This window comes from Frateuria edaphi, assembly GCF_021117405.1.
Classification (GTDB): Bacteria; Pseudomonadota; Gammaproteobacteria; order Xanthomonadales; family Rhodanobacteraceae; genus Frateuria_A; species Frateuria_A edaphi.
This window is the reverse complement of sequence record NZ_CP088251.1, coordinates 3,432,543-3,459,131: the sequence shown is the minus strand read 5'-3', so window position 1 is coordinate 3,459,131 and position 26,589 is coordinate 3,432,543. Positions and strand designations below refer to the sequence as shown.

The window sequence follows — 26,589 nt, the reverse complement described above, 5'->3', positions numbered from 1 at the left end:
GCAAAGCCTTCGAGGCGCGACTACTTCAGCACAAGATCCAAGCGCTCCATGGCCGCTGATGGCCGAAAGCGGTCATGCTTCCGTCTGCTCGGCTAGCTCAAGCGCATCATCGACCTCGACACCCAAGTAGCGGACCGTGCTTTCAAGCTTCGTGTGCCCGAGCAGCAGCTGTACCGCGCGCAGGTTCTTCGTGTGCCGGTAGATGAGCGCCACCTTGGTGCGGCGCATGCTGTGGGTGCCGTAGCTGCACGGGTCCAAACCGATAGACCGTACCCATGCGTGGACGATACGTGCGTACTGTCTGGTTGAGAGGTGGGCGTCCTGACTATGGCCGCCAGGGAATAGGTAGTCGGCCAGACTGAGGCGGGCTGTGTGGATCCAGGCCAAAAGACAAGCCCTGGTCTGTTCTGTGATTTCAAACTGCACCGGGCGATTGGTCTTCCGCTGAAGGACGATCGCGCGACTCGACACCACGGTTCCTTGCGAGACATCTCGAACACGCAAGCTGACAAGGTCGCAGCCGCGAAGCTTCGAATCGATTGCGAGGTTGAACAGCGCCAAGTTGCGGGCCGTGCCGGATAATTGGAGCCTTACCCGAATGGCCCAGAGCTCACGGAGCCTGAGGGGTGCTTTCTGCCCGATGAGCTTGCCCTTGTTCCAAGGTGCCTTGCGTTGGATGGTCTTCATGGTTGAACCCTCATGCAGAGAGTTCAACCGTGCTTTGACTGACGGCTAAGATTCGCGACGAGCCCCCCCCCTGTTGGCTTCCCGGCAGAGCAGGATATTCAGCCATCTCGGTGGAGGGCGTATGAGCTGTAAACCGTCGCAGGTGTTCCTTTTGCTCGCCTTGCTGGCGGGAGCCCCTTCTTAGGCATCTGCTTTAGAGCTGCTTCGGGCGAGCGTCTGTGACATCCAGGCAGAGCCCGTCACGTTCGATGGAAAGGAAGTTGTTGTGCGTGGGCAGGTTTATGCCGGTGCGGATGTGACGAACATCAGCGACCCTCAGTGCCATGGGCAGGCAGTCCAGCTGACCGTGGCAGATCGCATCTCAGGTCACAGGGACATCCGAAGCTTCGAGCGAGGGTTGCGTGTCCAAGGAATGCGGGCGGTGGCTACCGTCATCGGGCGGTTCCAGGCCAAGGCTCCAACTCTTCCATTCCCAATGCCCGCGATGGACGTGCATGCGGTCCAAGGCGTGGTTTCAGAAGCAAAGTGAACCACTGTTCGATGTCCGTCCGCTCCCGGCCAATAGATAGCGGATGACCTCATCCTCTCCACCGTTTTCGGCTTCTCGACGGGATATGCAAGCTTGAGGTCGATGCCGGCTCAAAGGAAGCAACGCCAAGGGCGCCCCGTCCTCCAGGTAGGCTGATGGCCATGGCCAAGTCGGCGGGCGGGCGGTTGCACGCAATGCAAACAGCAAGCCACGATAGCAGCTCACCGAGCTGTCACATGTGGCAGCGCACCGTCCTTCCGGGGTCTGTGCCGCTCCGCCGTTTCGACATTCCCGCGGACCTGTGAATTGCGTGGGCTTCACAACGCGGAAGGAAGGCAAGCAAGCGTGAGCTCGCTTGTCCAGATGCCAATGGGCTGTAGCTGCGTTGCCCGAGTTACTGAGATTGATATCCTAAATCGGTTCGCTTCGCTCGTGAACGGACGGTCCCGCGACCACTAGGCGACCTCTCAACGCCGCGATGGCCGCCTGTCATCGGCTTGAAGGGCAAGCCACCGCCATCTCGACGGCATCTCGGATCTAGGCCGTTTCGGCGACTTGAGGTACAGCCTCTGTCGGATGAATCAGAATAGGCCAGTCGCTGTCGACGGACGGGAGCGGACCGGCGCAACCGCGGATCGAGGTGCCCAAAAAGCGCCTCGTCTCAGTGACGCATCGACTGTCTGGGGGAACGCAAATGGCTAACGAATGGTGCCGCAAAAGCGACGGAGACCCTTCAGACAAGCAGATCGCTGCAACGCTGGCAGCGGCACTGATTGGTCAGGGTTTTACGCTCCGTACCGCCGATAACGTGGCAATGGCGGCCGACCAGGCCGTTGAATTGTACTGCGCTGTCCTAAGCAAATTGAGTAGCTTGGACGTGCCCGGAGAACGCACGGGCACACAAGGGCGAGCAGCCTCGATTGAGGAACAAGAGGAGATGGACGCGTTGGGTGTGACCCGCATTGACGCGGCGAAATTCTGCTACCGCGAATACCGCTACGACAACCTGAGCGACGCACTTCGGTACGCACGGGCAAGTTCGGGAGCGACTTGACCACGAGGCCGTCCGTCGTGCGCCTGAGTCCATGTCAGTGGGCGGTGAACACGCAAGGATGCCTGCAACGACGCTTCTACCGGCCTTCCGCCTCGCCATTGAGCTGCGCGATGCAGCTCGAGAACCGTTGGAGCTTAGAGCGATCTCACCGAACCTGCAGCCACTTAGGTTCTTGCGTTGCGCAAGGGACATTAGCAGGCAACGCAGCGAGATCATGCTTTCGATGCCTCATTAGGCAGTACGACGGTGAACCGGGTGCCGTCGGAGTGATTCGACGTTACCTGGACGCCGCCGCCGTGCCCTTCGGCAATCTTGCGTGCAATGAAAAGGCCCAGACCCAGGCTGGTCGGTGGGCGCGTGACGTGGTCTTCCTTGGTCAATTGGACCAGCGGCTGAAAGATGGACTCCAGCGCCGCTGCGGGTATCGGTACGCCCTTGTTGGTAACGCTCACCACGTACCCGGTAGATCGGGCGCCGGCCTCGACAAGAACCGGGCATCCTTTTGCACCATGGCGAGCGGCGTTGACCAGCAGGTTGAGGAACATCTGGTACAAGCGACCCCTATCGTAGTGGCCATATAGACCGGCAGGCGCGTGCAGTTCGAAGCGCGCACCTGGATAGGTGGCGGTGGCATCGGCGATCGCGTCGTTGAGCGGTTCCAGCAGATCGCAAGGCTCGGGGTGCTGGGGTATGCCGCCCCCGAGTTGGTTACTGGCATAACCCATCAGGTCATTGATCATGTGGGACATGATCCGACTCGCGCGGGTCACGGTGGATGCCAACGCGCCGATATCCTTAGTTGACAGCGATGGTTCCGCCAGCATCTCCCCGGCAAGAGCGATGCTCGCCAGCGGGGAGCGCAAATCGTGACCGAGTACGGCCAGGAACAGGTCCCGCGTGTCTCCTGTGTGCCGGGTCCACCCCTTGATCGATTCGGCCAGTGCCTGATCGATCCCCTCATTGAAGCGGATCACCTCATGCAGTGCGTCGACATCGGCATGCTCCATGTAGGGCCCCCACAGTCGCAGGACGGCGGCCCTGAGGGAGCGGAATTCCGCACTCAGCTGCAACAGCGTGTATTTGTGCAAGTGCCGGCTCTTGCCGTGTTCGGCCGCGGCACTTTCTTCGACCGCCACCTTTGGCCCGTGCCCTTGGGACTTGCGCCGTTGCTCGGGGTCGGTCTGCTCGGTCTCCATGTCGTCGGCAATCGCCGCAAGCATCTGGCGTGCATGGTCGCGAAGTGCTTCGTCCGAAAGCAGCCCCGGCTGCGGTGTGTTCTCTCGCGCGAAAGCGTCCCATTGCGCAAGGATGGATTCGATGTGGTACCGGATGAAGGTCGACAGTTTCAAAAGGGTGCCCTCGTAGCATGAGGGGGGCGGTCCCCGGGCGGACTCCGCCGTGCTGTCCACTCCTTCGAACAAAGCAGCGCTTGCCGAAGAGCGACGACCGCCAGCTTAGCGCCACGGACCTCATCGCGCGGCTAGTTGGCCCTTGCCGGTAGCTTTCTTGACCTCCACAGCAGCGCCAATCCTGCAAGTCCGGCACATCCCGATGCCAGGAATATCCCCAGCTTGGCGTTGGCAAGTTCGCTTTCCCGAAAGGCCAGGTTGGCGATGAACATGGCCATCGTGAATCCGATGCCTGCGAGCAGGCCGCCGCCGGCCAGCATGCGCCAGTCGAGATCCGGCGGGCGCGTGGCGATGCCCAGGCGCACCGCAAACCAGCTGAAGGTGAATACCCCAACCGGCTTGCCCAATGCGAATCCGGCGAACACCGCCCAGGTGATCGGCCCCCCGAGATGCTGCCGTGAGAGCACGAGCCCGGCGTTGGCGAGGGCGAACAGCGGCATGATCAGGAACGCCACCCAGGGGTGCAGGCCGAGCTCGAGCCTTTCGACGGGGGAGAGCGTTTCGCGCGCCGCGATCTCGGCCAGCAACACGGTCTGGCGGTCGCGCGTCGGGCCGCTACCGCGGTCCGCTGCGGGGTGCGCAACCACCTGGCGCAATATGGCGTACAGGCGATCGGCGCTGACCCAGGGTCGGGCCGGGGTCATCAGGCCGAGGATGACGCCGGTGATCGTTGCATGCACACCGGATGCGTCCACCGCGACCCAGACCATGGCGCCGACTGCGAAGTAGAGCGGAAGGCTTCGCAATCCCGCCCACGCCAACGCGCGTATCGCGACCAGGCCCAGCGCCGCCAGCGCGAGCGCCTGCCAGTTGATCGCGTGGCTATAGCCGATCGCGACCACGAGCACTGCGCCGATGTCGTCGACGATGGCGAGCGAAAGCATGAAGACCCGCAACCGCTTGGGAATGCGCGTGCCGAGCAACGCCAGGCAACCGCTCACGAAGGCAGTGTCGGTCGCCATGACGGTGCCCCAGCCCGCCGCGCCGGGACGGCCCGACAGCAGCAGCAGGTAGAGCCCCGCGGGCACCAGCATGCCGCCCAACGCGCCCGCGATCGACAGCGCAGCCACGCGGGGCTTGCGCAGCTCGCCAAGCACCAGTTCACGTTTGAGTTCCAGCGCGACGAGGAAGAAGAACAGGGTCATCAGCGCATCGTTGATCCACCCTTTGAGCGAGCGGACCAGCTCGATGGGCCCCAGCCGCACGCCCATGGGCGTGGCCCAAAGCCTGTCGAAGGATTGCGCCAACGGCGAGTTCGACAACACCAATGCGGCGATGGCGGCCAGCAGCAGCATCGCGCCGGCGCCGGCCTCGATGCGCATGAAGCGCAGGAACGGGCGAGTCAGCCAGTCGATCAGCTCGCCTGGCAATCGGATCGGTGCGCGCGGCAAGCGCTCATCCTGCATGGAGTTGATGCCTTTCGGTATTTCACCTGTCCATCAAAGTCGCCGGCCGCAAGTGCATTTCGTGGTCTGGCTTCACCTTGCCGGGCGGAAGCTGGCGGTTGCCTGTGCAGTCGCGTCCTTCGTCATGTTGGAACGACATAGGTGGATGCCGAGGGAGAACCAGTTCACGCGCGCTTGGCCTCGGCCTTCGCCATCGCGCGCTACATATGGAGCCGGCTTTAGCATGATCCCACTGGGGTGAGCACCATGTCGGACCTTCTTTCCTTGGCGTCACGCGGACTGACGGGGGCGTCGTGGAATGCGTGGGTCCTCTACTTCCTTGCCACCACACAGGGGACCATCGTCGCGGTGACACTTTATCTGCACCGCAGCCAGGCCCATCGTGGCGTGCAGTTCCATCCCGTGATCGCACACCTTTTCCGCTTCTGGTGCTGGTTGACCACCGGCATGGTGACGCGGCAATGGGTTGCCGTGCATCGCAAGCATCATGCTCGCTGCGAGACCGTCGAGGATCCGCATAGCCCGCAGGTCTTTGGCATCGGTACCGTGTTATGGGGAGGGGTCGACCTGTACAAGAGGGCGGCAGCAAACAAGGACGATCTGGCGACCTTCGGAGCCGGCACACCGACGGACTGGATCGAATGCCACCTTTATGAACCCTGGTCGTGGCTGGGGCCGACCCTGCTGGCAGCGGTCAGCATCGCTCTGTTCGGCGTGGTCGGCGTAGCGCTGTGGGCATTGCAGATGGCGTGGATCCCATTCTGGGCGGCCGGGGTGATCAACGGCCTCGGGCATTGGTGCGGCTACCGCAACTTCGAAACCTCCGATACGTCCGCAAACCTCGTGCCGTGGGGGCTGCTGGTCGGCGGAGAGGAGTTGCACAACAACCATCACGCGTTTCCCGCTTCAGCCAAGTTCTCGCAGCGCCGGTTCGAATTCGATGGAGGCTGGCTGGTGATTTGTCTTCTGCGCTGGTTTGGCCTGGCAAAGGTGCGGCGGGTTGCGCCCGCCCTCGAGTACCGCGCGCACATCCAGGAACCCGACCTGGAAACGATACGAGCGTTGCGCGTGCAGCACGGGCGGATCCTGCATGACTACGCGTCCAGCGTGATCGCACCGATTCTTGCGCAACAGCGCTTCGGCGGTCGCAGCGTGCGTCGGCTTCGACGGGCGCTGGCCAATGGAGGGCGCTGGCTGGACCCATTGACCCGCTCCGAACTTGCGGCGCTGGTACATGCGCGGCGATACCTGCCCGAGGTGTGCGATTTTCGCGACCGATTGGCTGACATAACCACGCGCAATCGGCGCGACATTTCGGCGTTGGCGCAGGATCTGCGGCGCTGGTGCACCGACGCGGAAAGCAGCGGCATCCGCGTACTGGTCGAATTCGCCGAGCGACTGAAGGGCTGCCACGTAGTGGAGGTAAGGGCCGAGCGCCCAACGAGGCCCAGCCTGATGCAACCAAAACCGTAACATCGACAGGAGCACTGTGGGTGTCTTGGCGCTACGCGCGCCGCGGCCAGAGGGCCGCATCATGCAAAGCCACCAATTCCCGTTGGCCGACGCCCATGCTTCGATGGGCAGGCTTCTACTCCAGCTTTGCCAAAAGATCGGCCTGGTGCGAGCGCCCGCCGTGCGCGACCCAATCCGCCGTCATCGGGCGATGCGGATTGCGGCTGAACGACGCGCCGGCGTGCCAGAACGGGGCAGCCAGGCATCTGGCTTGATCCCTCCTGAAGTCTCAGCCGTGTCCAAGCCGACCTACTTTGGTTCGTTCTGCTCATCCCTTGTGGCCACCGGGAACGGCAACCACGAGCAGACCGAGGTCCACGATAGTGAGCGGCGTGCACGGGATACGAGAATCGCGGCCCGCCTCCCGAATGCCCAGCAGCATCTCAGGCTGGAACAGCAGCACCGAGAGCATGTTCGGAGTTGCGGACTTGATGGCAGACAAGCAATGACGAGGATGGACGCACGCCAACGGCAGGTCGCTCTCCTGCAACGCCTCGCCCAGATTGTCGAATAGAGGAAGTCGCCATGTACGCCCTCAATCAAACCAACTCGCTGTACTTCTTTCCGCATACGCTCAGCTTTGCTCCTCCGGAGGCGCAAATGGTGCGCGATCACTGGCTGCTACGGAATCATGGATCGCAGGGGGCGATGGGCTCATCCCACGAGCGCCCACCTCCTACCCGCGCGTGGAAACATCAGGCCCGAGCAAGTTGAATTGATCGCCAGGCAAAGGAGTTCGATCGTATGGACGATGATGGGGACCCTCTAAGATCCCGGCAAGACGATGGTTAGCCATTGCCCCGCCCAGGACACGATGGCATCCGGCCTGGACATCCTCCACGGCTCCAGATGCAACAAGGGGCGCGAACATCACTCCAGAGGCAGGCTTTCATGGTGAACTTATCCGGCAAAACCGTTAACGGCTATACGTACGAAGGCATCTATGCCAATGCAAGCCCGGATCGAATCACCTGGGCCGCCACGTTTCGACGCAACGGCGTCTTCTTCGGTATGCGCCACGGTCGTATCAACGGACTCCGCAGCATACCCACTGAAGAGGTTGATGACGTCGTGAAAGACGACATCGAGGAAGCCTGGTTTAATTGAGCTGGATCAGGCGCTTCCGAAGCGGCTCAAATGAGGTCTGCGCCTCAGGGAGCGGCCGACCTGCTGTAACCTCTGTGATCGGGAGCACCATGCAGGGGCCGCCGGTCGTTCCAATTTAAGCTCGATCGCCCGAGGCTGCACGCACGGCCGGTGCTCGCTTCTGGTCGGTAACGTACGCCTCTCGCCGTATCCACGATGGCAATCGCCAACGCTGCCCGCCCGGAGCAGTCCAGTTTGGTCACCTAGGCGAGCTGAGCCGCTCGCTCAAGCGGACGCGCAACGGGTCCGCTCTTGGCCGATAGCAGACGTTGGGGCAGGGCGTAAGCAAGCGTTATCGGTGATAGGACTGCTACAGAGCGATAGGCTAAGGCTGAGACACGCTGGCGCGATCGTTGACAGCTCACGGACCGGCGCGCCGCGCAATGGCGGCTCGTTGCGATAAACAACCGAAGCCGGGCGACTCCGCAAAGGGGATGCCCCCATGGAAATCGTGGTCCCTCCTGTGGCTGACGTGGTCGACCACGCCAAGGTGTAATGCGGCCTGGTCTGGCGGGTCGACCGGCCACAAGTTCCCAGGAAGGGCTACAGCATCCCGCGGTTCACATTGCCTGCCTCCAGACTCGGGCTCCGTGGCATTCGTGCGGTCAGCGTCGATCAAACGGCACTTTGAGATGGCCGACGGGCAGGGCGCACATCTGGCTCATCGCTATATTTCCTCGCTTGGCTCGGTGGTCCTCACCGAATCGATACCTTGGTGTCGGCGACACCATCGTCTACTGGCGCGGCCGATGGTTGCGGTGGCAAATGGCGTTCCCGTTCCGCGGCCGCATCGAGAGTGCGATGAACGCAAAAACCAACCCCTCCCCACTTCGGGTAACCAAGCGATCGCCTGCCTACTGGCGGGTGACCATCGATAATCCGCCGATGAACGTGATGGGCCCGCCCATGGTCCGCGAGTTTCGCCAGCTAATCGACGCTATCGAGAGAGCGGACGACCTGCGGGTGGTTGTCTTTGACAGCGCCGTGGACGGCTATTTCCTCAACCATTCGGATTTCACGGCCAAGCTCGAGGACCTGACGTCCATGACGCCGGGGCCGACCGGTCTTCCACCGTGGCCGGATTTTCTGGCGAGGTTGCCTCGCGCGCCGGTCGCCTCCATTGCGCTCATACGTGGCCGCGCCACGGGCAATGGCAGCGAAATCGCGCTGGCCTGCGACATGGCCTTCGCCAGCCGCGAGAAGGCGATCCTCTCGCAATGGGAGGTGGGTGTGGGCATGGTCGCTGGTGGCGGCCCGATGGCCAGGCTGCCGCGCCTGATCGGCCGAAACCGGGCTCTGGAGGTACTTCTGGGCTCGGACGACATGGACGGCGAGCAGGCGGAGGCCTATGGCTACGTCAACCGGTCGCTGCCGGACGTCGAAATCGAAGCGTACGTGGACGCGCTCGCCGTGCGCATTTCAATGTTCGACAAATGGGCCATTGCGAACACCAAGCGGCTGGTCAACACGACCCTCGTGCCCGACGTGGAACTCGGAGCCGGCTGGGACGCTTGCATCAGTTCGCTCGGCCGCCCCGCCGCGCAGGCCGGCATCAATGCGCTTATGGCGAAGGGCTTTCACAAGCCAGGCGATGTGGAAGATCGCCTTGGATTCCATCTCGGACAGCTCGCGCGCTGACGGTGGCGCGGCCTGGTTGCCGACTTTCTCGAGGACACATGTTATGAACTTGCTTGCTAGTGCCAAGGCCTTGGCCGAGCGCGTGGAAGCGGAGTCGGCTAAAGCACAGACACCGGTGGCCGTCTGTGTAATCGATGTCCATGGCAACCTCGTCCTGCAGGAGAGAATGAACGGGGCGCCTTTGTTTTCGCTCGTGCTCTCCCGGCGCAAGGCGTACACGTCTGCCTTGGTCGGGGTACGAACGGCCGAGCTGGTTCCCCAGGTGCAGCCGGGCGCGCCGCTCTTTGCACTGCTGTCTGTCGCCGGGGGGGCTTTACCGCCATGGGTGGAGGCATACCCATCAAGGATGGGCAGCAACTGATCGGTGGCATCGGGGTCAGCGGCGGCACCACCGAGCAGGACATAGCCATCGTCGAGGCTGCACTCAGTCAGGCTCGTGCGGGGTTCGAGAAGCAGAAGCCATGAACGGACACCAGGCCGTGCTCGCTCTCGTCGAGCAGTATCTGCGTGCGATCTACGAGGGTGACGTTGCGCAGCTTAGGGCGGTGTTCCATCCCGATGCACGCGTGCAGGACACGGTGACGGGAGTGTTCCGCTCCCGATCGGCGGGCGAGTACATCCAGGGTGTGGCTTCGCGGCAGAGTCCGGCGGCGGCGGGAGAGCCATTCACCATGTCGCCGTTGTCCATTGAGGTCCTGGCAGACATGGCCGTGGTGACGGCGGAACTCCGTTTTCTCGGCAACGACTACATCAACGTACTCTCGCTGCTACGCATCGATGGTCGCTGGCTCATCGTCCACAAGGCGTTTGGTCCGCCGCGCTCCTAGAACCGTGAGGCCGTTGCGCCGGTCGCAAGCATTCCACCGCAGTCTCCACAAGCTGGCAAACCGGCGGCGACGTGGCGTCCGCAGTTGGGCGCACACGGTGCTCGTGGCGTCCAGCTCTTTGCGGCGTGCAACGGCGCGCGCGAAACACGCAACCACCGTCAGTTGAAACCGATACCAAAGCGCAATGGACGACGCCAGGCACGGGGCGCACCCTCGGTTGCAGGCGACCAGGCTTGCGACGTAATGCATCCGGCTGCTGCGTTCCAGTCATGCGAAATCCGATCCCGGACGCGACTGGACTAAATCACTGGAGGGCAAAGCCATGAAGAAGATCCTGATGGTGCTGACATCGCACGACACGCTGGGAAACACCGGGCGCAAGACTGGCTTCTGGCTGGAGGAATTCGCAGCCCCCTATTACGTCTTCACGGATGCGGGCATCGACGTGACCGTGGCGTCTCCCAAAGGTGGCCAGCCGCCGATCGATCCGAAGAGCGATGACCCGAACAACCAGACACCGGCCCAGACGCGCTTCAAGGGCGATCCCGATGCGATCCGCGTACTGGCCACTACCCATCGCCTGGACAGCATGTCGTCGGAGGACTTCGACACGGTCTTTTACCCGGGCGGGCATGGCCCGATGTGGGATCTGGCCGAGGATCCGGCCTCGATCCGGCTGATCGAGTCCTTCTACGACAGCGGCAAGAACATCGGTTTCGTGTGCCACGCGCCCGGTGTACTTCGCCACGTCAAGTACAAGGGCGAAGCTCTGGTCAAGGGCAAACGCGTCACGGGCTTTACGAACAAAGAGGAAGAGGAAGTGCAGCTGACGAGGGTCGTGCCGTTCCTCGTCGAGGACGAACTCAAGCAGCTGGGCGCCTTCTTCGAGAAGAAACCCAACTGGGAGGTCCACACCATTGTCGACGGCCGTCTTATCACCGGCCAGAACCCCGCTTCCTCGACGGCCACCGCCCAGGCATTGCTGCGCGTCATGAAGTGGTTGCCGGAAGCGGAGACGGCGTGAGCTGCTCAGCGCCTGCGCGAGTCTGCGGCGGCAGCTTGCCGCCGCAGAGCTTCGGATCCGTGTTGGCCGAAGACATCCGCTTCGAGCCGTTCGCACCATTCCCCATTGGGGCTCGCCTGGCGGTGGTCGTGGGGGATCCGGGCGAGGCCGGCCCGTATGTCATACGGGTGAAGGTATCGGCAGGAGTCAAGCTGATGCCGCACACGCATCCGGAAGACCGCATCTACACGGTGATCTCCGGAGTCTTCTACATCGGACTGGGGGAACTGTTTGACGAGTCCAGGCTGGTGGCGTTCGCCCCAGGCAGCGTCATCGTGCTCCCCGGGAGCACAGCCCATTTCCACTGGGCGAAATCGGGCGAATATGTCACGCAGGTGACCGGCTACGGGCCATTGGGCATCGACTACCTGGGTTCCTGAAACAATTCCGCACTGCGGTTGAGAGTGGCGGTCTGCAGCAGGCGGGCTGCAGCCGCCTTTGGTCCACTCGCGGTCGGGCGCCACAGAACCCCGCGTGCGGGTAAGCAGTTTCCGGACCGCAGAAAAGTCAGCGCATCTGGTAGGGATGAAAAATGTGGTCCTTCGCGGCCACCTTCACGTGACACGCGTGGCCACAATCGGCCACACCCGTCGGATCGGCCGAAAAGGTATCGCTCCGCACGTCGTAATCGAACAGGGCGTATCCCCAACCGCCGGTTCCGGGGAATCGCTTGCTGTCCTTCTCGATCACGAATGCCTGCGTAAAGACATCCGGAACATCGACATCGAATGGCGCCTCGCTGCTCTTCTTCGGCTTCCACTGCAGCTTGACGATCCTTGAGCCATCCGGGAACGGCTTCCCGTTGCCCGGGATACCGGACCTGTACGCCTCGATCATGGCCGGATTGGCCACGATCACCTTGAGTACTTCTTTGGTCCGGGCAGAGGACACGATCGACCAGGCCTCGTATCCCCGGAAATCTGCGAAGGCGATGCCGCTGGGCGAGACCAGCGTGTACTTCTCGCTGGCCTTGGCGCGACTGTTGTTGCTCTTTCCCTGTCCGTACAAGGTCGTACCGCCGAGGATGGCGACCAGCGCCCCGGCCAGGGCGATCGCAAGCTGGGATTTGCGTTTCATGGCTTCCTCACTTCACTCAGGTGGGCGGGCTCGATCGGTCAAGCCGACGACTTTCCTGGTCGATGAGATGCGATCCGCAGCGCCGACGCCATTGCACGATGGTGTCGGTTGGCAGGTGGCGCCCCGCAATCGATACCAAAGCGCGATAGACCCGAGCCAGCCGATGTTGCAGGTTGGGCGCATGCGGTATCGGGACTCATGCATGACTGCCTATCGAACCCTACGCGTGCAGGGACTGGATATCTTCTACCGGGAAGGCGGGCGTACCGACTGCCCGCACCTGCTGCTGTTGCATGGCTTTCCCTCGTCGTCCCGGATGTTCGAACGATTGATGCCCATGCTTTCGCCGCGCTACCACCTCGTGGCGCCGGACTATCCGGGATTCGGCCATTCGAGCGCTCCTGTCCCCGAGGCATTTGCGTACACCTTCGATCGGATCGCGTCCGTGGTGGACGCCTTCGCGCGTCGGCTTGGCATGGATCACTTCGCTCTGTTCGTGCAGGACTACGGCGGACCGGTGGGTTTTCGCCTGGCGATCGCACATCCGGAACGGATCAGCGCCATCGTCGTGCAGAACGCCGTCGCGCACGAGGAAGGCCTGGGTCCGTTGTGGGAAACGCGGCGACGATACTGGGCCGACCGCAACGCCTGGGCCGGCCCTCTTCGCGGGAACCTCATTTCGCCCGAAGCGGCCAGGCGGCGGCACGTGGGAACCGACCCGCGCCCGGAGCTCTACGATTCGGACCTTTGGGCCGACGAGACGGCCTTTCTGGCCAGGCCGGGACAAGCCGCGATCCAAGAGGAGCTGTTCTACGACTACCGCCGCAACGTGCAGGCGTATCCGGTATGGCAGTCCTATTTGCGGGAATGGCAGCCACCGCTGCTGGTGATCTGGGGGAAGTACGACCCATCGTTCACCGAAGCGGGCGCATGGGCGTACCGGCGCGATGTTCCCGACGCCAACATCCATCTGCAGGAGGCAGGGCATTTTGCGATGGACACCCGCTGCGAGGAGATCGCCCTCATCACCCAGGACTTCCTGGATCGCCGGATCGCCCGAGCGCAGGACGGGACCGATGGCGATGGCCGCGATTGAGGGCATGCACGAGACGGACCGGACCCGGTGCGCCGGTGCGCCGGCCTTGTCTCCGAATGCCTTTGGATGCCGCCGCCACACCTCGAGGCCATGCCTGTGGACCGCATAGTCGCCATGAAGGTCTTCGTTGCCGCGCTCGACGAGGGGAGCCTCGCCGGAGCGAGCCGCAAGACCGGACGCTCGCCCGCCGCCGTAAGTCGGGCGATTGCGTTTCTCGAAGGTCACGTCGGCGTGCCGCTGCTTCACCGGACCACACGCTCCCTCAAGTTGAGCGATGCGGGAGAGCGCTACGCGGTCGCCTGCCGCAAGCTGCTCATGGATCTGGAGGAAGCTGACCGACAGGCCGCCGGCGAGCGCTCGGTGCCCCGTGGCACGCTCGCCATATCCGCAACGATGTTTGCCGGGGTGGAGCTGCTGCGACCCATCGTCGACGCCTTCATGGACGAGTACCCCACGGTAAAAGTCCGGCTGCATCTGCTCGAGCGACCGGTGAACCTGGTGGACGAAGGGATGGACCTGGCACTGCGAGTCGCGCATCTGCCGGATTCGACGCTGGTTGCCCAAGCCATCGGCGAGGTGCGCCGGGTGGTGGTGGCGTCGCCACGTTACCTGGCCAGGCACCCTCGCATCGTCGAGCCGGCCGACCTGGCCAAGCAGCAGATCATCGCGATGGCGCACATGGGATCGGAGTCCTGGAGCTTCCCGCCACTGCAAGGTTCGTCACCGCCCCACGCCGTGCCGTTCGCGCCGCGGCTGGTGGTGAACAACGTGCGTGCCGCGGTTGCATCGGCGGTAGAGGGATACGGTGTCACGCGCCTGCTTTCCTATCACGTGGCAGAGGAAGTGGCGCAGGGAAAGCTGCGCATCGTGCTGGCGGATGCGGAGCCGGCGCCGATTCCGATCCACCTCGTGTCGCCGTACGGGCGATTGTCAGTGCCCAAAGTGCGGGCCTTCGTCGATTTCGCGCTGCCGCGCCTGCGGGCCCGTTTCGCCAGTCTTGCGAAGGAGATGGAAACGGCGCCGGGCCGATCGATTCATCCACGCTGAGGAAGGATGTCTGCCGGATGACGGGGATTCGCAAACCCCGGGGGCGCTCATAGATTCCGGCGTGTCGGCGACCGCCGATCGGCAAAGCAACCGAATCAAGCTCACTGGAGACGAACACCATGAACAGCCAACAGAAAGTCGCCATCGTTACCGGCGCATCCCAGGGTATTGGCGCAGGCCTGGTAAAGGCCTTCCGTGACCGCAACTACCACGTCATCGCCAACTCCCGTTCCATCCGGCCGTCGAGCGACGCCGGCGTGATCGCCGTACCCGGCGATATCGCCGATCATGCCACGGCCGAGCGCATCGTTGCCGAAGCGCTCTCGCGTTTTGGCCGCATCGATACGCTGGTCAACAACGCCGGCACGTTCACCGCCAAGCCTTTCACGGCCTTCACGGCGGAAGACTACGCCAGCAATCTCGCGGTCAACCTTACCGGCTTCTTCCACATCACCCAGCTGGCCATCGCCGAGATGGAGAAGCAGGGCAGCGGGCACGTGGTGAGTGTCACCACCAGCCTGACCGACCACGCGATCGACGGCGTGCCCTCGGTGCTCGCTTCGCTCACCAAGGGCGGTCTCAACGCGGCCACCAAGTCGCTCGCCATCGAATACGCCAAGCGCGGCGTGCGGGTGAACGCGGTTTCGCCGGGCGTCATCAAGACGCCGATGCATGCGCCCGAAACGCACGGGTTCCTGTCCGCCCTGCATCCGGTAGGCCGCATGGGCGAGATCGATGACATCGTCAATGCCGTGCTCTACCTGGATGCGGCAGGCTTCGTGACGGGCGAGATCCTGCACGTCGACGGCGGCCAGAGCGCTGGCCACTGACGCATCGATCGGAAACCCCCGGGACGGATGGTCAGCATCCGTCCCCACCCATCGAGGAGACCACCATGCCGTACGTGAACATCCAGATCACCCGCGAAGGAACCGCCCCGGGCCGCGACGCCGCGACGTCGGAAGAGAAAGCCGCACTCATCAAGGGCGTCAGCGAACTGCTGCTCGACGTGCTGCACAAGCCGCTCGAATCGACCTTTGTCGTGATCGACGAGGTGGACCTGGAGAACTGGGGTTGGGGCGGGCTGCCGGCGATGGAATTCCGCCGCCGGCGGGCGACAGAGCCCAAGTAGCACCCCGACGGCGCACGCTGGTGTATGGCACCGGCGGCCCACCTGACGATGTGGCGCGGACGGGCCGGCCCGGGCGGTCGTCCCGCCGCTGGAGAGCCAAGGCATGCGCACATTCTCATCCATCCAGGCGGTTTCATCCTGGCGAGCCACGCTGGCGGGCTTTTGCGCCAGCCTGGTCGGCATCGGCTTGGCACGCTTCGCCTACACGCCGTTGTTGCCGGCCATCGTGGACGCCCACTGGTTCGCCGCCTCCAGTGCGGCGTACCTTGGCGCGGCCAATCTTGCCGGCTACCTGGCCGGCGCATTGGTGGCGCGCAGCGCCGCGCGCCTGGCGACATCGCGGGTAACCATCCGCGCCATGATGCTGCTGGCGTCGATCGCGCTCGCCGCCTGCGCGTGGCCGTGGTCGTTCGTCTGGTTTTTCGCCTGGCGCTTCGCGTCGGGCCTCGCCGGCGGCGCGCTGATGGTGCTGGCCGCACCGACCGTGCTGCCGCACGTGCCGCCAGCCCGGCGCGGACTAGCGAGCGGAGTGATCTTCATGGGTGTGGGCGCCGGTATCGCGGCATCCGGAACGGTCGTGCCGTTGCTGCTTCGCGGAGGCCTGGCCGGTACCTGGCTGGGCCTGGGTGGGATATCGCTGGTGCTCACCATTGCCGCCTGGCGCGGTTGGCCGGCGGACGCGGAACATGCGAATGCCGCCAGCCATCCCCACACTGCGCCGCCGCACGCGGGACTGGTGCGCGGGCTGTACACCGAGTACGCCTTGAACGCCGTAGGCCTGGTGCCGCACATGATCTTCCTGGTCGCCTTCATCGCGCACGGCCTGGGCCAGGGCATGCAGGTCGGCGCCGCTTATTGGGTGCTGTTCGGCCTGGGCGCGCTGGTGGGACCGGTGCTGACCGGGCACATGGCCGATCGCACGGGCTTCGGGCGTGCGTTGCGGCTGGCGTATCTGGCGGAGGCGGTGACCGTGGCGCTCCCGGCCCTGGGATCGGGCGCCGCTTCGCTGATGCTGTCGAGCTTCGTGGTCGGCGCCTTTACGCCAGGCATCGTGCCGCTCGCGCTGGGGCGCATCCACGAGCTGTTGCCGCATCATCCGGCCCAGCAGAAGGCGGCGTGGAGCAGGGCAACGATCAGCTTCGCGGTCCTGCAAGCGGTGGCAGCGTATGCGATGTCGTACCTGTTCGCGCATACAGGCAACTATGCGGTGCTCTTCATATGCGGCAGTGTCGCGCTGCTGGCGGCGCTGTCGATCGACGTGGTGCTGGTGTGGCGCCAGAAACTGCCGCTTGCCCGTCCGTCCGGGACGTGAGCGGGCGCATCATGCAATGGGCGTGACGAGCTACGGCACCGCGCTTGCGCGGCGGGTCAGGGTCGCCCAATCCGCGAAACTGCCGATCAGGCGCTCGAGGAACGCCCGACTTTCGGGCGAGGAAATCCGGTCGTGCGCATCGAACATGGTCGCCACGTCGCCGATGTAGGCCTCCGGCTGCTGCATCACCGGCATGTTGAGAAACACCAGGCTCTGGCGGACATGGTGGTTTGCGCCGAAACCGCCGAGCTTGTAGGGCGATACGCTCACCACCGCGGCCGGCAGGCCGTCCCAGGCGCTGGGATAATCCGGCCGCGAGCCGACGTCGATCGCGTTCTTCAGGCAGCCGGGCACCGAGCGGTTGTACTCCGGCGTGGCGATGAGCACGGCATCCGCCCTGCGGATCTCGTCGCGGAATCGCGTCCACGCTGCAGGCGGTGTCGAATCCAGGTCCTCGGTATACAGGGGCAGGTCGCCGATTTCGACGATATGGCAGGCAAGGGTGGGCGGTGCCAGGCCGGCAAGCGCCATCACGACCTTGCGCGTGTAGGACGCACGGCGAAGGCTTCCGACCAGCACGGCCACGTTCAGTGGGGTTTCCACGGTGCTTTCCCTCTCGAAATCGGCTTCACGGAGGCGCTATCGAGGCCAGGCCTGGGCTGCGCCTGTGGTATCGCCCTGCGCTAACCCGAGGCCGCCGCTTGCGAGCGGTCCATCCGGTAGCGCGCGGCAGGCGCGGTGCGCGAGAGATTGGGCATCATCCGCTGCCGCGCCTCCTCGTAGGCCTGCCACGCAGAGATGTCCGGGAGCGCGGGCAGGGTGATGAGCTCATCCTGGTCCAGGCCGACGAGAGCCGCATCCACGGCATCTTCCGCACTCATGACGATGTCCTTGGGGACAGCCGACAGCGGAGTGCCCGCCTTGTCCCAGAACGGCGTGCCTACCGCGCCTGGCAATACCGCCTGCACGCGGATGCCCTTGTCCGCCAGCTCGTGATGCAGCGACTGGGTGAAACCGACCACGAACGCCTTCGTTCCGCCGTAGACGCCGTTGAGGATCTCCGGGGCGATGGCGACGATGGAGGCCATGTTGATGATCGTTCCTCGCCCCTGGCGCACGAACCGGGGAACAGCGGCGTAGGTCAGGCGCATCAGCACTTCGACGTTGAGCGTGACCATCGCGCGCATCGTGGCAACGTCCGAATGGATCAGCGGCATCGAGGATCCGATCCCGGCGTTGTTGACGAGCATGGAGATCCGCGTGTCGCCGCGCAGCCTGTCCTCGATGCGGTCCACCTCGTCAGACTGCTGCAGATCGGCCGCAAGGTAGTCGACGTGGCGACCGGTATCAGCGGAGATCGCGTTGGCGAGTGCCGACAGTCGTTCGGCGCTTCGCGCCACAAGGATCAGGTCGTGGCCGCGCCTGGCCAGGCGATCGGCATACACCGCCCCCATGCCTGACGAAGCCCCTGTGATCATGGCAGTGCCGGGTGACGTCCCGGTTCGCGTTTTCGTCGTCGGTTGTTCGTGTGCCATGGACGTGCACCTTCTCGATCTGGCCATTTGCCAGCGAGCCAAAGTGTCACGCTCAGGCGTTGGGCCGGATAGTGGACTTTGGTGTCGGCTGTCCCTGGGGATGCGGGTTGTCTTCGACGACTACGACCGAATGCCCTGCTGAAGAAGCTGCCGCGCGGAAGGGGCAGTAGGGCTGCAGCCTGCGGTCTGAATCCCAAACCCAATGTTCTCGCGGACGCTGCGAGTCGTCGTGCGCATCGATCGATTTCGATCAAGCGCTATCCGTTCGAACCACTAGGCTCGCCGGCGAGAGGCTATTCGTCATTCCTGGCGGGTGCGCTGGCGTGCTCCAGCACCACCGCCATTTTCACCAGGTCCGGCACCGACCTGGCGCGCATCTTCTGCATCACCCGGCCGCGATGGGCCTTGACGGTGATCTCGCTGATCCCCAGTTGCCCGCCGATCTGCTTGTTCAGCAAGCCCGAGACCACCAGCGCCATGACTTCGCGCTCGCGCCGCGTCAGTGAGGCATGCGCTTCACGCAACGACCGGGTCCGCGCGACGTCCTCGAGCGCGGCCGTGCTGCGCGCAATGGCAGCCCGGATGCTCTCCAGCAAAATTCCGTCTTCCACCGGCTTGGTGAGAAATTCCGCCGCCCCCGCGCGCATGGCCCGCACGGTCATGGGAATGTCGCCATAGCCCGAGATGAAGATGATCGGCATGTCGGCGCGGTCCACGGCGATCAACCTCTGCAGGTCCAGGCCGTTGATGTCGGGCAGGGTGACATCCAGGATCAGGCAGGAAGGCCGGGCTTCCCTCGGATGCGCGAGAAAGTCGCCTGCCGTCGCGAATGCCCGGGTGCACCAGCCCTCGAACTTCACCAGCGATTCCAGTGACTCCCTCACCGATATGTCGTCGTCCACGATGAATACGATGGGCGCGGCGCTGTTCATGGGGGCCACCTCGTCGGAGTTGCCGTCGCGTAGCGGTGAATAATCCTTTCGGGACACTGATGCAAGCATCATGCGGCCTCATCCGTTGTCGATGGCCGCAGCGATCGCATCGAGCAGCGCCTCGCCATTGAACGGCTTGAACAGGCAGTCGGCGGCACCGCGTGCAATCAGTTCACGACGCACGTTGGCATCGATGTGCGCGCTCATGAAAACGATGGCGATGCGGTTGCGCCGCCGCGCCAGTTCCTCCTGCAGGGCAGGGCCGGACATGCCCGGCATGTAGACGTCCACCACCAGACAGGCGGCCAGGTCGGGGGCGCTCGAGACGAGAAAGTCTTCGGCGGATGCAAACACGTCGGCATCGTATCCGCCCGTCTTCAACAGGTCCGGCAGCGACTCGCGCACCGACTGGTCGTCGTCGACGATCGCCACTAAGCGACGCACAGTCATGGCGAGCCATCCGTGACGAGCACACGGATTACGCGGCCCGAATGTCTGTTCATGCCAGATCCCCCGCGATGAGCTCCTGACGCAAGGGTGCACCAGGTAGTGGCTCTCTTCACATGGTACTTAGGTGTCGATTTCGACCGGACTACGCGGTTTGCGGCACGGATCGATACCTAGGTGCAATCGCCTGCAGCGCGGAACCGTAGTTTCATCGGGCCCCTGGTCATTTTTTGGGAGCTCAACGTGAACGAGCAAGAACGGAAAGTCATCTACACGGCGCGGACCCACACGGTGGGTGGACGCGACGGAGGCAAGGCCAAGAGCGATGACGGCATCCTCGAGGTCGGATTCTCCACGCCCGGGACGCACGGCACCGGCACCAACCCCGAGCAGTTGCTGGCCGCCGGCTGGTCGGCGTGCTTCATCGGCGCGATGGGTGTCGCCGCACGCAAGCTGCGTGTGGTGCTGCCGCCCGACGCGGCGGTCGACGCCGAAGTCGACCTGCGTCAGGGGGCGGACGGCTATTCCCTCGCAGCCCGCCTGAACATCACGCTGCCCGGCCTGGACCGGGAGACCGCGCAAGCATTGGCCAAGGCGGGCCACGACATCTGTCCGTACTCAAAAGCGCTAAGGGACAGCATCGGGGTGATGATCAACGTGGTCTGATCCACCGCAGGCGGCCACCGCTACGCAGCGGTGGCGCCGCGTGGTCCATCATTGGCTGCATCGCGTCGGTAACGGTCCCGATTGCCAACCTGCAGAGCGCAGCAGTATCGTCGATCCCATCCGACACGCCCGTGCGTGATCCGTTGCGATTGCCGGCCGGAGGCCCCGATGGCGCTGACGTCTCTGTGGGGGATCGAGGGTGGCCACGCCTCCCGCGAGTTTCTTTGGGACGACGGCGAGCGTGAATTCCATCGGGCCAGCCTGACACAGGAGGACGGCACCGAGCAGGCATGCATCGCGGTGCTGCCGCTTTCGGGGCGACCGCATTCCGCCGTGGCCGAAGGCCTGAAGCACGAGTACGCATTGAGAGCGCACCTGGATGGCGAGTGGGCGCTGCGGCCGATCGATCTGCTGAGCGAACGTGGACGCACGCTGCTCCTGCTCGAGCATCAGGAAGGCGAGCCGCTCGAGCGCCGCCTCGATGGGCGGCCCATGGAGCTGTCGCGTTTTCTCCGTCTCGCCCTGTCGCTTGCAGGTGCGCTCGGGCGAGTCCATGAGAGCGGCCTGGTACATCGCGACATCAAGCCGACGAACGTTCTGGTCGCTCCCGGGGAAGACCGCGTCATGCTGTTCGGGTTCGGCATCGCCTCGCGGCTGCCCCGCGAGCGGCAGGCGCCCGATCCGCCTGAACTGATCGCAGGAACACTGGCCTACATGGCGCCGGAGCAGACCGGACGCATGAACCGCTCGGTCGACTCGCGCAGCGACCTTTACTCGCTCGGCGTCCTTCTGTACCGCATGGTCGCCGGCGCACTGCCGTTCAACGCATCGGATCCGATGGAATGGGTGCATTGCCACATTGCCCGCAGGCCTCCGCCGCCGGTGCAATGCGTGCCTGGCCTTCCGGTGGCAGTGTCCGATCTCATCATGCGGCTGCTCAGCAAGATGCCGGAAGACCGATACCAGACCGCCCGGGGCGTCGCGCACGATCTTCGGCTGTGCATCGACGCGTGCGAGAGAGGGATACCGGACGCGGCGATCGCTCTCGGCGAACACGACCATCCCGGGCGCCTGGTGATTCCGGAAAAGCTGTACGGTCGCGAAGCGGAGATCGAGCAGCTGATCGGCGCGTTCAACGACGTCGTCGAAACCGGAGCGCCCGCGCTGGTGCTGGTCGCGGGTTACTCCGGCATCGGCAAATCGTCCGTCGTGAACGAGCTGCACAAGGTGCTGGTGTCGCCGCGGGGGTTGTTCGCCTCCGGCAAGTTCGATCAGTACAAGGCCGGCATTCCTTACGCCACCTTCGCACAGGCGTTCCGGCAACTGGTCAGGCCGCTGCTGGCCAGGCCGGACGACGAACTGGCGCATTGGCGCGATGCGTTCGCCGATGTGCTGGGGCCCAACGGTGCATTGCTGCTCGACCTGGTGCCCGAACTGAAGCTGATCATCGGCGAGCAACCGCCGGTCGTCGCGCTCCCCGCGCGGGACGCCCAGCGGCGCTTCCAGCTCGCCGTGCGCCGCTTCATCTCCGTATTCGCACGTCCGGAACACCCGCTGGCGCTGTTCCTGGACGACCTGCAGTGGCTGGATTCGGCGACCCTGGATCTGCTTGGCGATCTGCTGACCGCCGGCGACATGCGCCATGTGTTGCTGATCGGCGCCTATCGCGACAATGAAGTGAGCATGCTTCACCCCCTGGCACGGACGCTCGATGCGCTCCGCCAACACGGCGCGGATGTCCGCACGCTCATCCTGCCTGCGCTGACCCCGCGCGACCTGCAACAGCTCGTCGCCGAATCGCTGCGCGCGCCGGCCGCGCAGATGCGCTCGCTCGCCGAACTCATCCACGCCAGGACGGGCGGCAATCCCTTCTTCGCCATCCAGTTTCTCAAGTCACTGGCGGAGGAGGGGTTGCTCGCGTTCGACCATGCGACGATGCGATGGACGTGGGACCGCGAGCGAACGCTCGCCAAGGGCTACAGCGACAACATCGTCGACCTGATGGTGCGCAAGCTCTCTCGTCTTCCGCCACGGACCCTGGCGACCATCCAGACGTTCGCCTGCCTGGGCCATGCCAGCGACCTGCAGACGTTGAGCGCGGTCTGCGAGACCTCGGCCGAGGACCTGGAGGCGGACCTGTGGGAAGCACTGCGGCAGGAGCTGGTCCGGCGCCACGGGAGCGCTTACCGCTTTGTCCACGACAGGGTGCAAGAAGCGGCATATTCGCAGGTGCCGTCCACGGCGCGAGCGGCTGCCCACTTGCGCATCGGCCGGTTGCTTGCCGCACACACGCCGGCCGATCGACGGGAAGAAGCGATCTTCGAGATCGTGAACCAGTACAACCGTGCTGCGCACCTGCTGGAATCGGTCCACGAGCGGCTGCAGGTCGCCGCGTTCAATCTGGTCGCCGCCCGGCGTGCACGCGCATCCACGGCATACGCATCGGCGCTCACCTATCTGCGGGCAGGGCGTGCGCTGCTGGCCGAGGATGACTGGACCCTCCACTACGAACTGATGTTCGCGCTGGAATCGCTCATCGCCGAATGCGAACTGATGACCGCCGATCTCGACGCGGCCGAACGGCGGCTGGAAATGCTAGCCCGGCGAGCAGGGACGCGCCACGACTTCGCCACCGTGACGCGCCTGCGGTTGACCCTTTACACCACGCGTTCGCGCGGCGATCTCTGCGTGGAAGTCTTCCTCGACTACCTGCGCCGCAACGGCACCGACTGGACGGCGCGCCCGCCGCGCGAGGTCGTCATGCAGGAGTATGAGCGCATCTGGGCCCAGCTGGGTGACAGGAGTATCGAGGACCTGGTCGACCTGCCACTGGCGACCGATCCGGACGTTCTGGACATGCTCGATGTGTTCACCGAGATCGTGACGCCGGCTTTCTTCTTCGACGAAAACCTGTCTTCGCTCGTTCTGTGCCGCATGGTCAACCTCAGTCTCGAACACGGGCACAGCGATGGTTCCTGCTTCGGCTACGTGTTCTTCGCCACGTTCGCCGGGCCACGTTTCGGCAATTACCGCGATGGCTACCGCTTCGGCCGCCTGGGCTACGAACTGGTCGAGCAGCGCGGACTCACACGCTATCAGGCGCGCACGTACATCGTCTTCGGCAACATGGTAATGCCATGGTTCGAGCCGTTTGCCAGCGGGCGAGATCTGATCCGCCGTGCGTTCGACACCGCCTTCGGCAGGGGCGACCTCACTTTCGCCGCGTACAGCTGGGATGCGCTCATCACCAACTGCCTCGCGGCCGGCGATGAACTGGCGGGCATCCAGGCCGATGCGGAAACCGGACTGGCCTTCGCACGCGATGCCGGCTTTGGCATGGTGGTCGACCTGTGCGCGGCGCAAGTGGGGCTGATCCGCACGCTGCGTGGCTTGACCCCGCGGTTCGGCTGCTTCGACGACGACGACTACGACGAAGCCGAGGCCGAGGCCCACCTCACCGGCAGCCCGGTACTAGCCCTGGCGACGTTCTTTTACTGGACACGGAAACTGCAGGGACGTTATTTCTGCGGCGACCTGGAGGAGGCGATCCGCGCCTCGGACAACGCGGACCGGCTGCTGTGGACCTCGCCATCGCAGCTGGAGACTGCCGACTTCTTCTTCTACGGCGCGCTTGCGCATGCCGCCCGCTGGCATCTCGCGCCTCTGGATGAACGGGGGCGGCACTTCGACATCGCGACACGCTATCACCGCCAACTGGAAATCTGGGCCGGGTGTTCGGCTGCGAACTTCGAAAACCGGGCCGCTCTCGTGGGGGCAGAGATCGCGCGGATCGAGGGGCGCATGCTCGAAGCAGAGCATCTGTATGAAGCCGCAATCCGCTCCGCACGCGACAACGGGCACGTCCACAACGAGGCGGTGGCCAACGAATGCGCCGGCAACTTCTTCCTTGTCCGCGGCATGGGAAAGGCGGCGCGCGCATATCTGAGCGATGCCCAGGAGGGTTACCGCCGTTGGGGTGCGCAGGGAAAGGTGCGCCAGCTCGAGCGGTTGCATCCCGGGCTGGACAGGCCTGCGGAGCACCATGACGCCAGTCGTACCTGGCTGACCCCGGTCGAGCAGCTCGACCTGGCCACCGTGATTCAGGTGTCCCAGGCGATCTCGTCCGCGATCGAGGTTGACCGGCTCGTCGACACGATCATGCACCTGGCCATCGAGCACGCAGGCGCAGAGCGCGGGCTGCTGATACTTCCGCGTGGCGCGGAGTATCGCATCGAGGCCGACGCCGTAACGCACAGCGACACGGTGGATGTCCTGCAGCAATCGTCCATCGTGACCGGCGACAGGCTGCCCCTGTCGGTCTTCCAGTACGTGCTGCGCACTCAGGAGCCGCTGCTGATCACCGATGCGACTACGGAGACCGCGTTTTCCCAGGACCCCTACCTGATCGAGCACGCGTCTCGCTCGCTGCTCTGCCTGCCGCTGCTCAAGCAGGCCCGCCTCATCGGCGTCCTGTACCTGGAGAACAGGCTCGCGAGCCACGTATTTACGCCAGCGCGCATCGCGGTACTGAAGCTGCTGGCGTCGGAAGCGGCGATCTCGCTGGAGAACATCCGTTTGTACAAGGAAGTGCAAGAGCGCGAAGCGAGGGTGCGGCGCTTGTTCAATTCCAACATCATCGGGATATTCACCTGGGCGCTCGACGGCCGGATCATCGATGGCAACGACGCGTTCCTGGAGATCATCGGTTACGACAGCGCCGATCGCGCCAGCGGTCGCATGCAGTGGAAAGCGTTGCTGCCGCCGGAGTGGGCTGAAAGCAACGATCGCGTCATGCAGACGATGCTGGAAACCGGCGTGGCGCCGCCCTTCGAGGGCGAGCTCATGCGCAAGGATGGCTCGCGCGTCCCCGTGCTCATCGGTGCTGCGCTGTTCGAGGCCACGCCGACGGAGGGCGTTTCCTTCGTGCTCGACCTGTCCGATCGCGTTGCGGCCGAGGCCGCCGCCAGCGACAGCCTGCGCCGGTACCACGAAGTGCAGTTGCGCCTGGCCGACGCCAACCGCGTCGCGAGCATCGGCCAGCTCTCGGCCTCCATTGCGCATGAGCTGAACCAGCCACTGGCGGGCATCATGACCAACGCATCGACTTGTCTGCGCATGCTCGCCGTCGAGCCGCCGGCCACCGAGGGCGCGATGGAGACGGCGCGTCGCACGATCCGCGACGCCAACCGTGCATCGGAAGTCATCAAGCGCCTGCGCTCGCTGTTCGCCCGCAAGGAAACCTTCGCCGAGCTGGTCGACCTCAACGAGGCGGCCGGTGAGGTCGTGGCGCTGGCGTCCAATGCGCTGTTGTGCAGCCAGGTCAGCCTGCGCACGGAGTTTGCCGATCGCCTGCCGCTCGTCACGGGCGACCGCGTGCAGTTGCAGCAGGTCATCCTCAACCTGCTGACCAATGCTTCCGATGCGATGAGCACGCTGGAGCAAGGACGCCCAAGACAACTGGTGATTCGTACACGGTTCGAGAAAGGCGAGGGCGTGCGGCTGAGCGTCCAGGATTCGGGAATCGGTCTGGACCCGCGGCAACTGGAGAAGTACTTCGAGGCCTTCTACACCACCAAGGACGATGGAATGGGCGTGGGTCTGTCCATCAGCCGGACGATCATCGAAACCCATCGGGGCCGGCTGTGGGCCGAGCCCAACCAGGATGGCGGCGCCACATTTTCCTTCGTCATTCCACTCGTGGCGGGTGAGGTGAGGGCGGCGCTCGACGGCACGCTGCCAGCGATCGACGGGGCGCAGGCAACCGGGGCGATCCCGGAATAGGGTCGTTGCCCGTTGAGCTCCTGCGCCGCGATGGGGCGGGGCACGCGCCATCGCGCACGAGCGGGGGATACCTGGGCGCCACGGATCTAACACCATCCCGGGGGCGGACTCGGCCGTTACCCGCGTTTCCTCGGCGAATGTGACGCTCATTTTTGCCGGCCCAGGACCGCGCGATCGCGAACCCAGGCCAATGCCTCACGCCCGTTTCCGAAACGCATACGAAGGTATCGGGCAACACCTTCGTGCAATCGACTGCGCGCGGCACGCTTGGTGTGATTGCCCATGCTCCATGT

25 protein-coding genes are annotated in these 26,589 nt (G+C 64.4%); 16 read left to right on the top strand and 9 right to left on the bottom strand.

Translation table 11 applies throughout. The features are described from left to right. Positions 1–72: 72 nt before the first annotated feature. Positions 73–687 carry a tyrosine-type recombinase/integrase gene (locus LQ772_RS16035; RefSeq protein ID WP_231322267.1) on the bottom strand — a complete coding sequence of 205 codons (615 nt, stop codon included), beginning with the start codon at positions 685–687 and terminating at the stop codon, positions 73–75. A gap of 1,223 nt (positions 688–1,910) precedes the next feature. Here LQ772_RS16035 and LQ772_RS16030 point away from each other — a divergent pair. Beyond that, positions 1,911–2,270 carry a hypothetical protein gene (locus LQ772_RS16030; RefSeq protein WP_231322265.1) on the top strand — a complete coding sequence of 120 codons (360 nt, stop codon included), beginning with the start codon at positions 1,911–1,913 and terminating at the stop codon, positions 2,268–2,270. A gap of 212 nt (positions 2,271–2,482) precedes the next feature. Here LQ772_RS16030 and LQ772_RS16025 read toward each other — a convergent pair whose 3' ends face one another. Both LQ772_RS16025 and nhaA read right to left on the bottom strand, forming a co-directional pair. Beyond that, positions 2,483–3,619 carry a sensor histidine kinase gene (locus LQ772_RS16025; RefSeq protein ID WP_231322263.1) on the bottom strand — a complete coding sequence of 379 codons (1,137 nt, stop codon included), beginning with the start codon at positions 3,617–3,619 and terminating at the stop codon, positions 2,483–2,485. Between the two features lie 131 nt (positions 3,620–3,750). Further along, positions 3,751–4,974: a Na+/H+ antiporter NhaA gene (gene nhaA / locus LQ772_RS16020; protein WP_231322261.1), complete on the bottom strand. Its 1,224-nt coding sequence runs from the start codon at positions 4,972–4,974 to the stop codon at positions 3,751–3,753. Positions 4,975–5,331: 357 nt separating this feature from the next. On the opposite strand from nhaA, the gene LQ772_RS16015 reads away from it, so the two are divergent. Beyond that, positions 5,332–6,558 (top strand): DesA family fatty acid desaturase, encoded by a 1,227-nt coding sequence (locus LQ772_RS16015; RefSeq protein WP_231322259.1) that lies wholly within the window; start codon positions 5,332–5,334, stop codon positions 6,556–6,558. A 307-nt stretch (positions 6,559–6,865) separates the two neighbouring features. Here LQ772_RS16015 and LQ772_RS16010 read toward each other — a convergent pair whose 3' ends face one another. Then, positions 6,866–7,009: a hypothetical protein gene (locus LQ772_RS16010; RefSeq protein WP_231322257.1), complete on the bottom strand. Its 144-nt coding sequence runs from the start codon at positions 7,007–7,009 to the stop codon at positions 6,866–6,868. 479 nt (positions 7,010–7,488) lie between these two features. Here LQ772_RS16010 and LQ772_RS16005 point away from each other — a divergent pair, with 479 nt between their 5' ends. The 7 genes from LQ772_RS16005 (at position 7,489) to LQ772_RS15980 (ending at position 11,651) form a co-directional block, all read left to right on the top strand. After that, the gene (locus LQ772_RS16005; RefSeq protein ID WP_231322256.1) at positions 7,489–7,704 is read left to right on the top strand and encodes a TonB-dependent receptor; all 216 of its coding nucleotides are present in this window, start codon (positions 7,489–7,491) and stop codon (positions 7,702–7,704) included. Between the two features lie 840 nt (positions 7,705–8,544). After that, positions 8,545–9,381, top strand: a complete 837-nt coding sequence (locus LQ772_RS16000) for an enoyl-CoA hydratase/isomerase family protein (RefSeq protein ID WP_231322253.1) — start codon at positions 8,545–8,547, stop codon at positions 9,379–9,381. Continuing rightward, positions 9,299–9,742, top strand: coding sequence for a GlcG/HbpS family heme-binding protein (locus LQ772_RS17455; protein WP_425600811.1), 444 nt, complete (start codon positions 9,299–9,301; stop codon positions 9,740–9,742). The genes LQ772_RS16000 and LQ772_RS17455 overlap by 83 nt, the downstream gene beginning before the upstream one ends. Next, positions 9,703–9,846, top strand: coding sequence for a heme-binding protein (locus tag LQ772_RS15995; RefSeq protein WP_231322251.1), 144 nt, complete (start codon positions 9,703–9,705; stop codon positions 9,844–9,846). The genes LQ772_RS17455 and LQ772_RS15995 overlap by 40 nt, the downstream gene beginning before the upstream one ends. Further along, the gene (locus tag LQ772_RS15990) at positions 9,843–10,208 is read left to right on the top strand and encodes a nuclear transport factor 2 family protein (protein ID WP_231322250.1); all 366 of its coding nucleotides are present in this window, start codon (positions 9,843–9,845) and stop codon (positions 10,206–10,208) included. Before LQ772_RS15995 ends, LQ772_RS15990 begins: the two co-directional genes overlap by 4 nt. 322 nt (positions 10,209–10,530) lie before the next feature. Further along, positions 10,531–11,232 carry a type 1 glutamine amidotransferase domain-containing protein gene (locus LQ772_RS15985; protein ID WP_231322248.1) on the top strand — a complete coding sequence of 234 codons (702 nt, stop codon included), beginning with the start codon at positions 10,531–10,533 and terminating at the stop codon, positions 11,230–11,232. Positions 11,233–11,294: 62 nt separating this feature from the next. After that, complete coding sequence (locus LQ772_RS15980; RefSeq protein ID WP_231322246.1) at positions 11,295–11,651, top strand: cupin domain-containing protein; 357 nt, start codon at positions 11,295–11,297, stop codon at positions 11,649–11,651. A 127-nt stretch (positions 11,652–11,778) separates the two neighbouring features. Here LQ772_RS15980 and LQ772_RS15975 read toward each other — a convergent pair whose 3' ends face one another. Beyond that, positions 11,779–12,348: a cytochrome P460 family protein gene (locus LQ772_RS15975; protein WP_231322244.1), complete on the bottom strand. Its 570-nt coding sequence runs from the start codon at positions 12,346–12,348 to the stop codon at positions 11,779–11,781. Between LQ772_RS15975 and LQ772_RS15970 the strand changes: the two genes are divergently transcribed. The 5 genes from LQ772_RS15970 to LQ772_RS15950 all read left to right on the top strand — a co-directional run bounded on the left by LQ772_RS15970 (position 12,347) and on the right by LQ772_RS15950 (position 16,935). After that, positions 12,347–13,444 (top strand): alpha/beta fold hydrolase, encoded by a 1,098-nt coding sequence (locus LQ772_RS15970; RefSeq protein WP_231322242.1) that lies wholly within the window; start codon positions 12,347–12,349, stop codon positions 13,442–13,444. The genes LQ772_RS15975 and LQ772_RS15970 overlap by 2 nt on opposite strands. Positions 13,445–13,558: 114 nt before the next feature. After that, entirely contained in the window at positions 13,559–14,491 is a 933-nt protein-coding gene (locus LQ772_RS15965) for a LysR family transcriptional regulator (protein WP_231322241.1), read from the top strand. A gap of 119 nt (positions 14,492–14,610) precedes the next feature. Beyond that, positions 14,611–15,321: an SDR family NAD(P)-dependent oxidoreductase gene (locus LQ772_RS15960; RefSeq protein ID WP_231322239.1), complete on the top strand. Its 711-nt coding sequence runs from the start codon at positions 14,611–14,613 to the stop codon at positions 15,319–15,321. A 65-nt stretch (positions 15,322–15,386) separates the two neighbouring features. Beyond that, positions 15,387–15,623 (top strand): tautomerase family protein, encoded by a 237-nt coding sequence (locus tag LQ772_RS15955; protein ID WP_231322237.1) that lies wholly within the window; start codon positions 15,387–15,389, stop codon positions 15,621–15,623. Positions 15,624–15,726: 103 nt separating this feature from the next. Then, positions 15,727–16,935 carry a YbfB/YjiJ family MFS transporter gene (locus LQ772_RS15950; RefSeq protein ID WP_231322235.1) on the top strand — a complete coding sequence of 403 codons (1,209 nt, stop codon included), beginning with the start codon at positions 15,727–15,729 and terminating at the stop codon, positions 16,933–16,935. 30 nt (positions 16,936–16,965) lie between these two features. Here LQ772_RS15950 and LQ772_RS15945 read toward each other — a convergent pair whose 3' ends face one another. The 4 genes from LQ772_RS15945 to LQ772_RS15930 form a co-directional block, all read right to left on the bottom strand. After that, positions 16,966–17,538: an NADPH-dependent FMN reductase gene (locus LQ772_RS15945; protein ID WP_231322233.1), complete on the bottom strand. Its 573-nt coding sequence runs from the start codon at positions 17,536–17,538 to the stop codon at positions 16,966–16,968. An 80-nt stretch (positions 17,539–17,618) separates the two neighbouring features. After that, a complete protein-coding gene (locus tag LQ772_RS15940; RefSeq protein WP_231322230.1) occupies positions 17,619–18,470 on the bottom strand; it encodes an SDR family NAD(P)-dependent oxidoreductase in 852 nt (283 codons plus the stop codon). A 293-nt stretch (positions 18,471–18,763) separates the two neighbouring features. After that, positions 18,764–19,402, bottom strand: a complete 639-nt coding sequence (locus LQ772_RS15935) for a response regulator transcription factor (RefSeq protein WP_231322227.1) — start codon at positions 19,400–19,402, stop codon at positions 18,764–18,766. Between the two features lie 78 nt (positions 19,403–19,480). Beyond that, a complete protein-coding gene (locus tag LQ772_RS15930; protein WP_231322225.1) occupies positions 19,481–19,852 on the bottom strand; it encodes a response regulator transcription factor in 372 nt (123 codons plus the stop codon). A gap of 240 nt (positions 19,853–20,092) precedes the next feature. Between LQ772_RS15930 and LQ772_RS15925 the strand changes: the two genes are divergently transcribed. Both LQ772_RS15925 and LQ772_RS15920 read left to right on the top strand, forming a co-directional pair. Further along, complete coding sequence (locus tag LQ772_RS15925) at positions 20,093–20,515, top strand: organic hydroperoxide resistance protein (protein ID WP_231322224.1); 423 nt, start codon at positions 20,093–20,095, stop codon at positions 20,513–20,515. 168 nt (positions 20,516–20,683) lie between these two features. Continuing rightward, on the top strand, positions 20,684–26,296 hold the full coding sequence (locus tag LQ772_RS15920) for a trifunctional serine/threonine-protein kinase/ATP-binding protein/sensor histidine kinase (protein WP_231322222.1): 5,613 nt from the start codon (positions 20,684–20,686) through the stop codon (positions 26,294–26,296). The last annotated feature ends 293 nt before the right edge of the window (positions 26,297–26,589 follow it).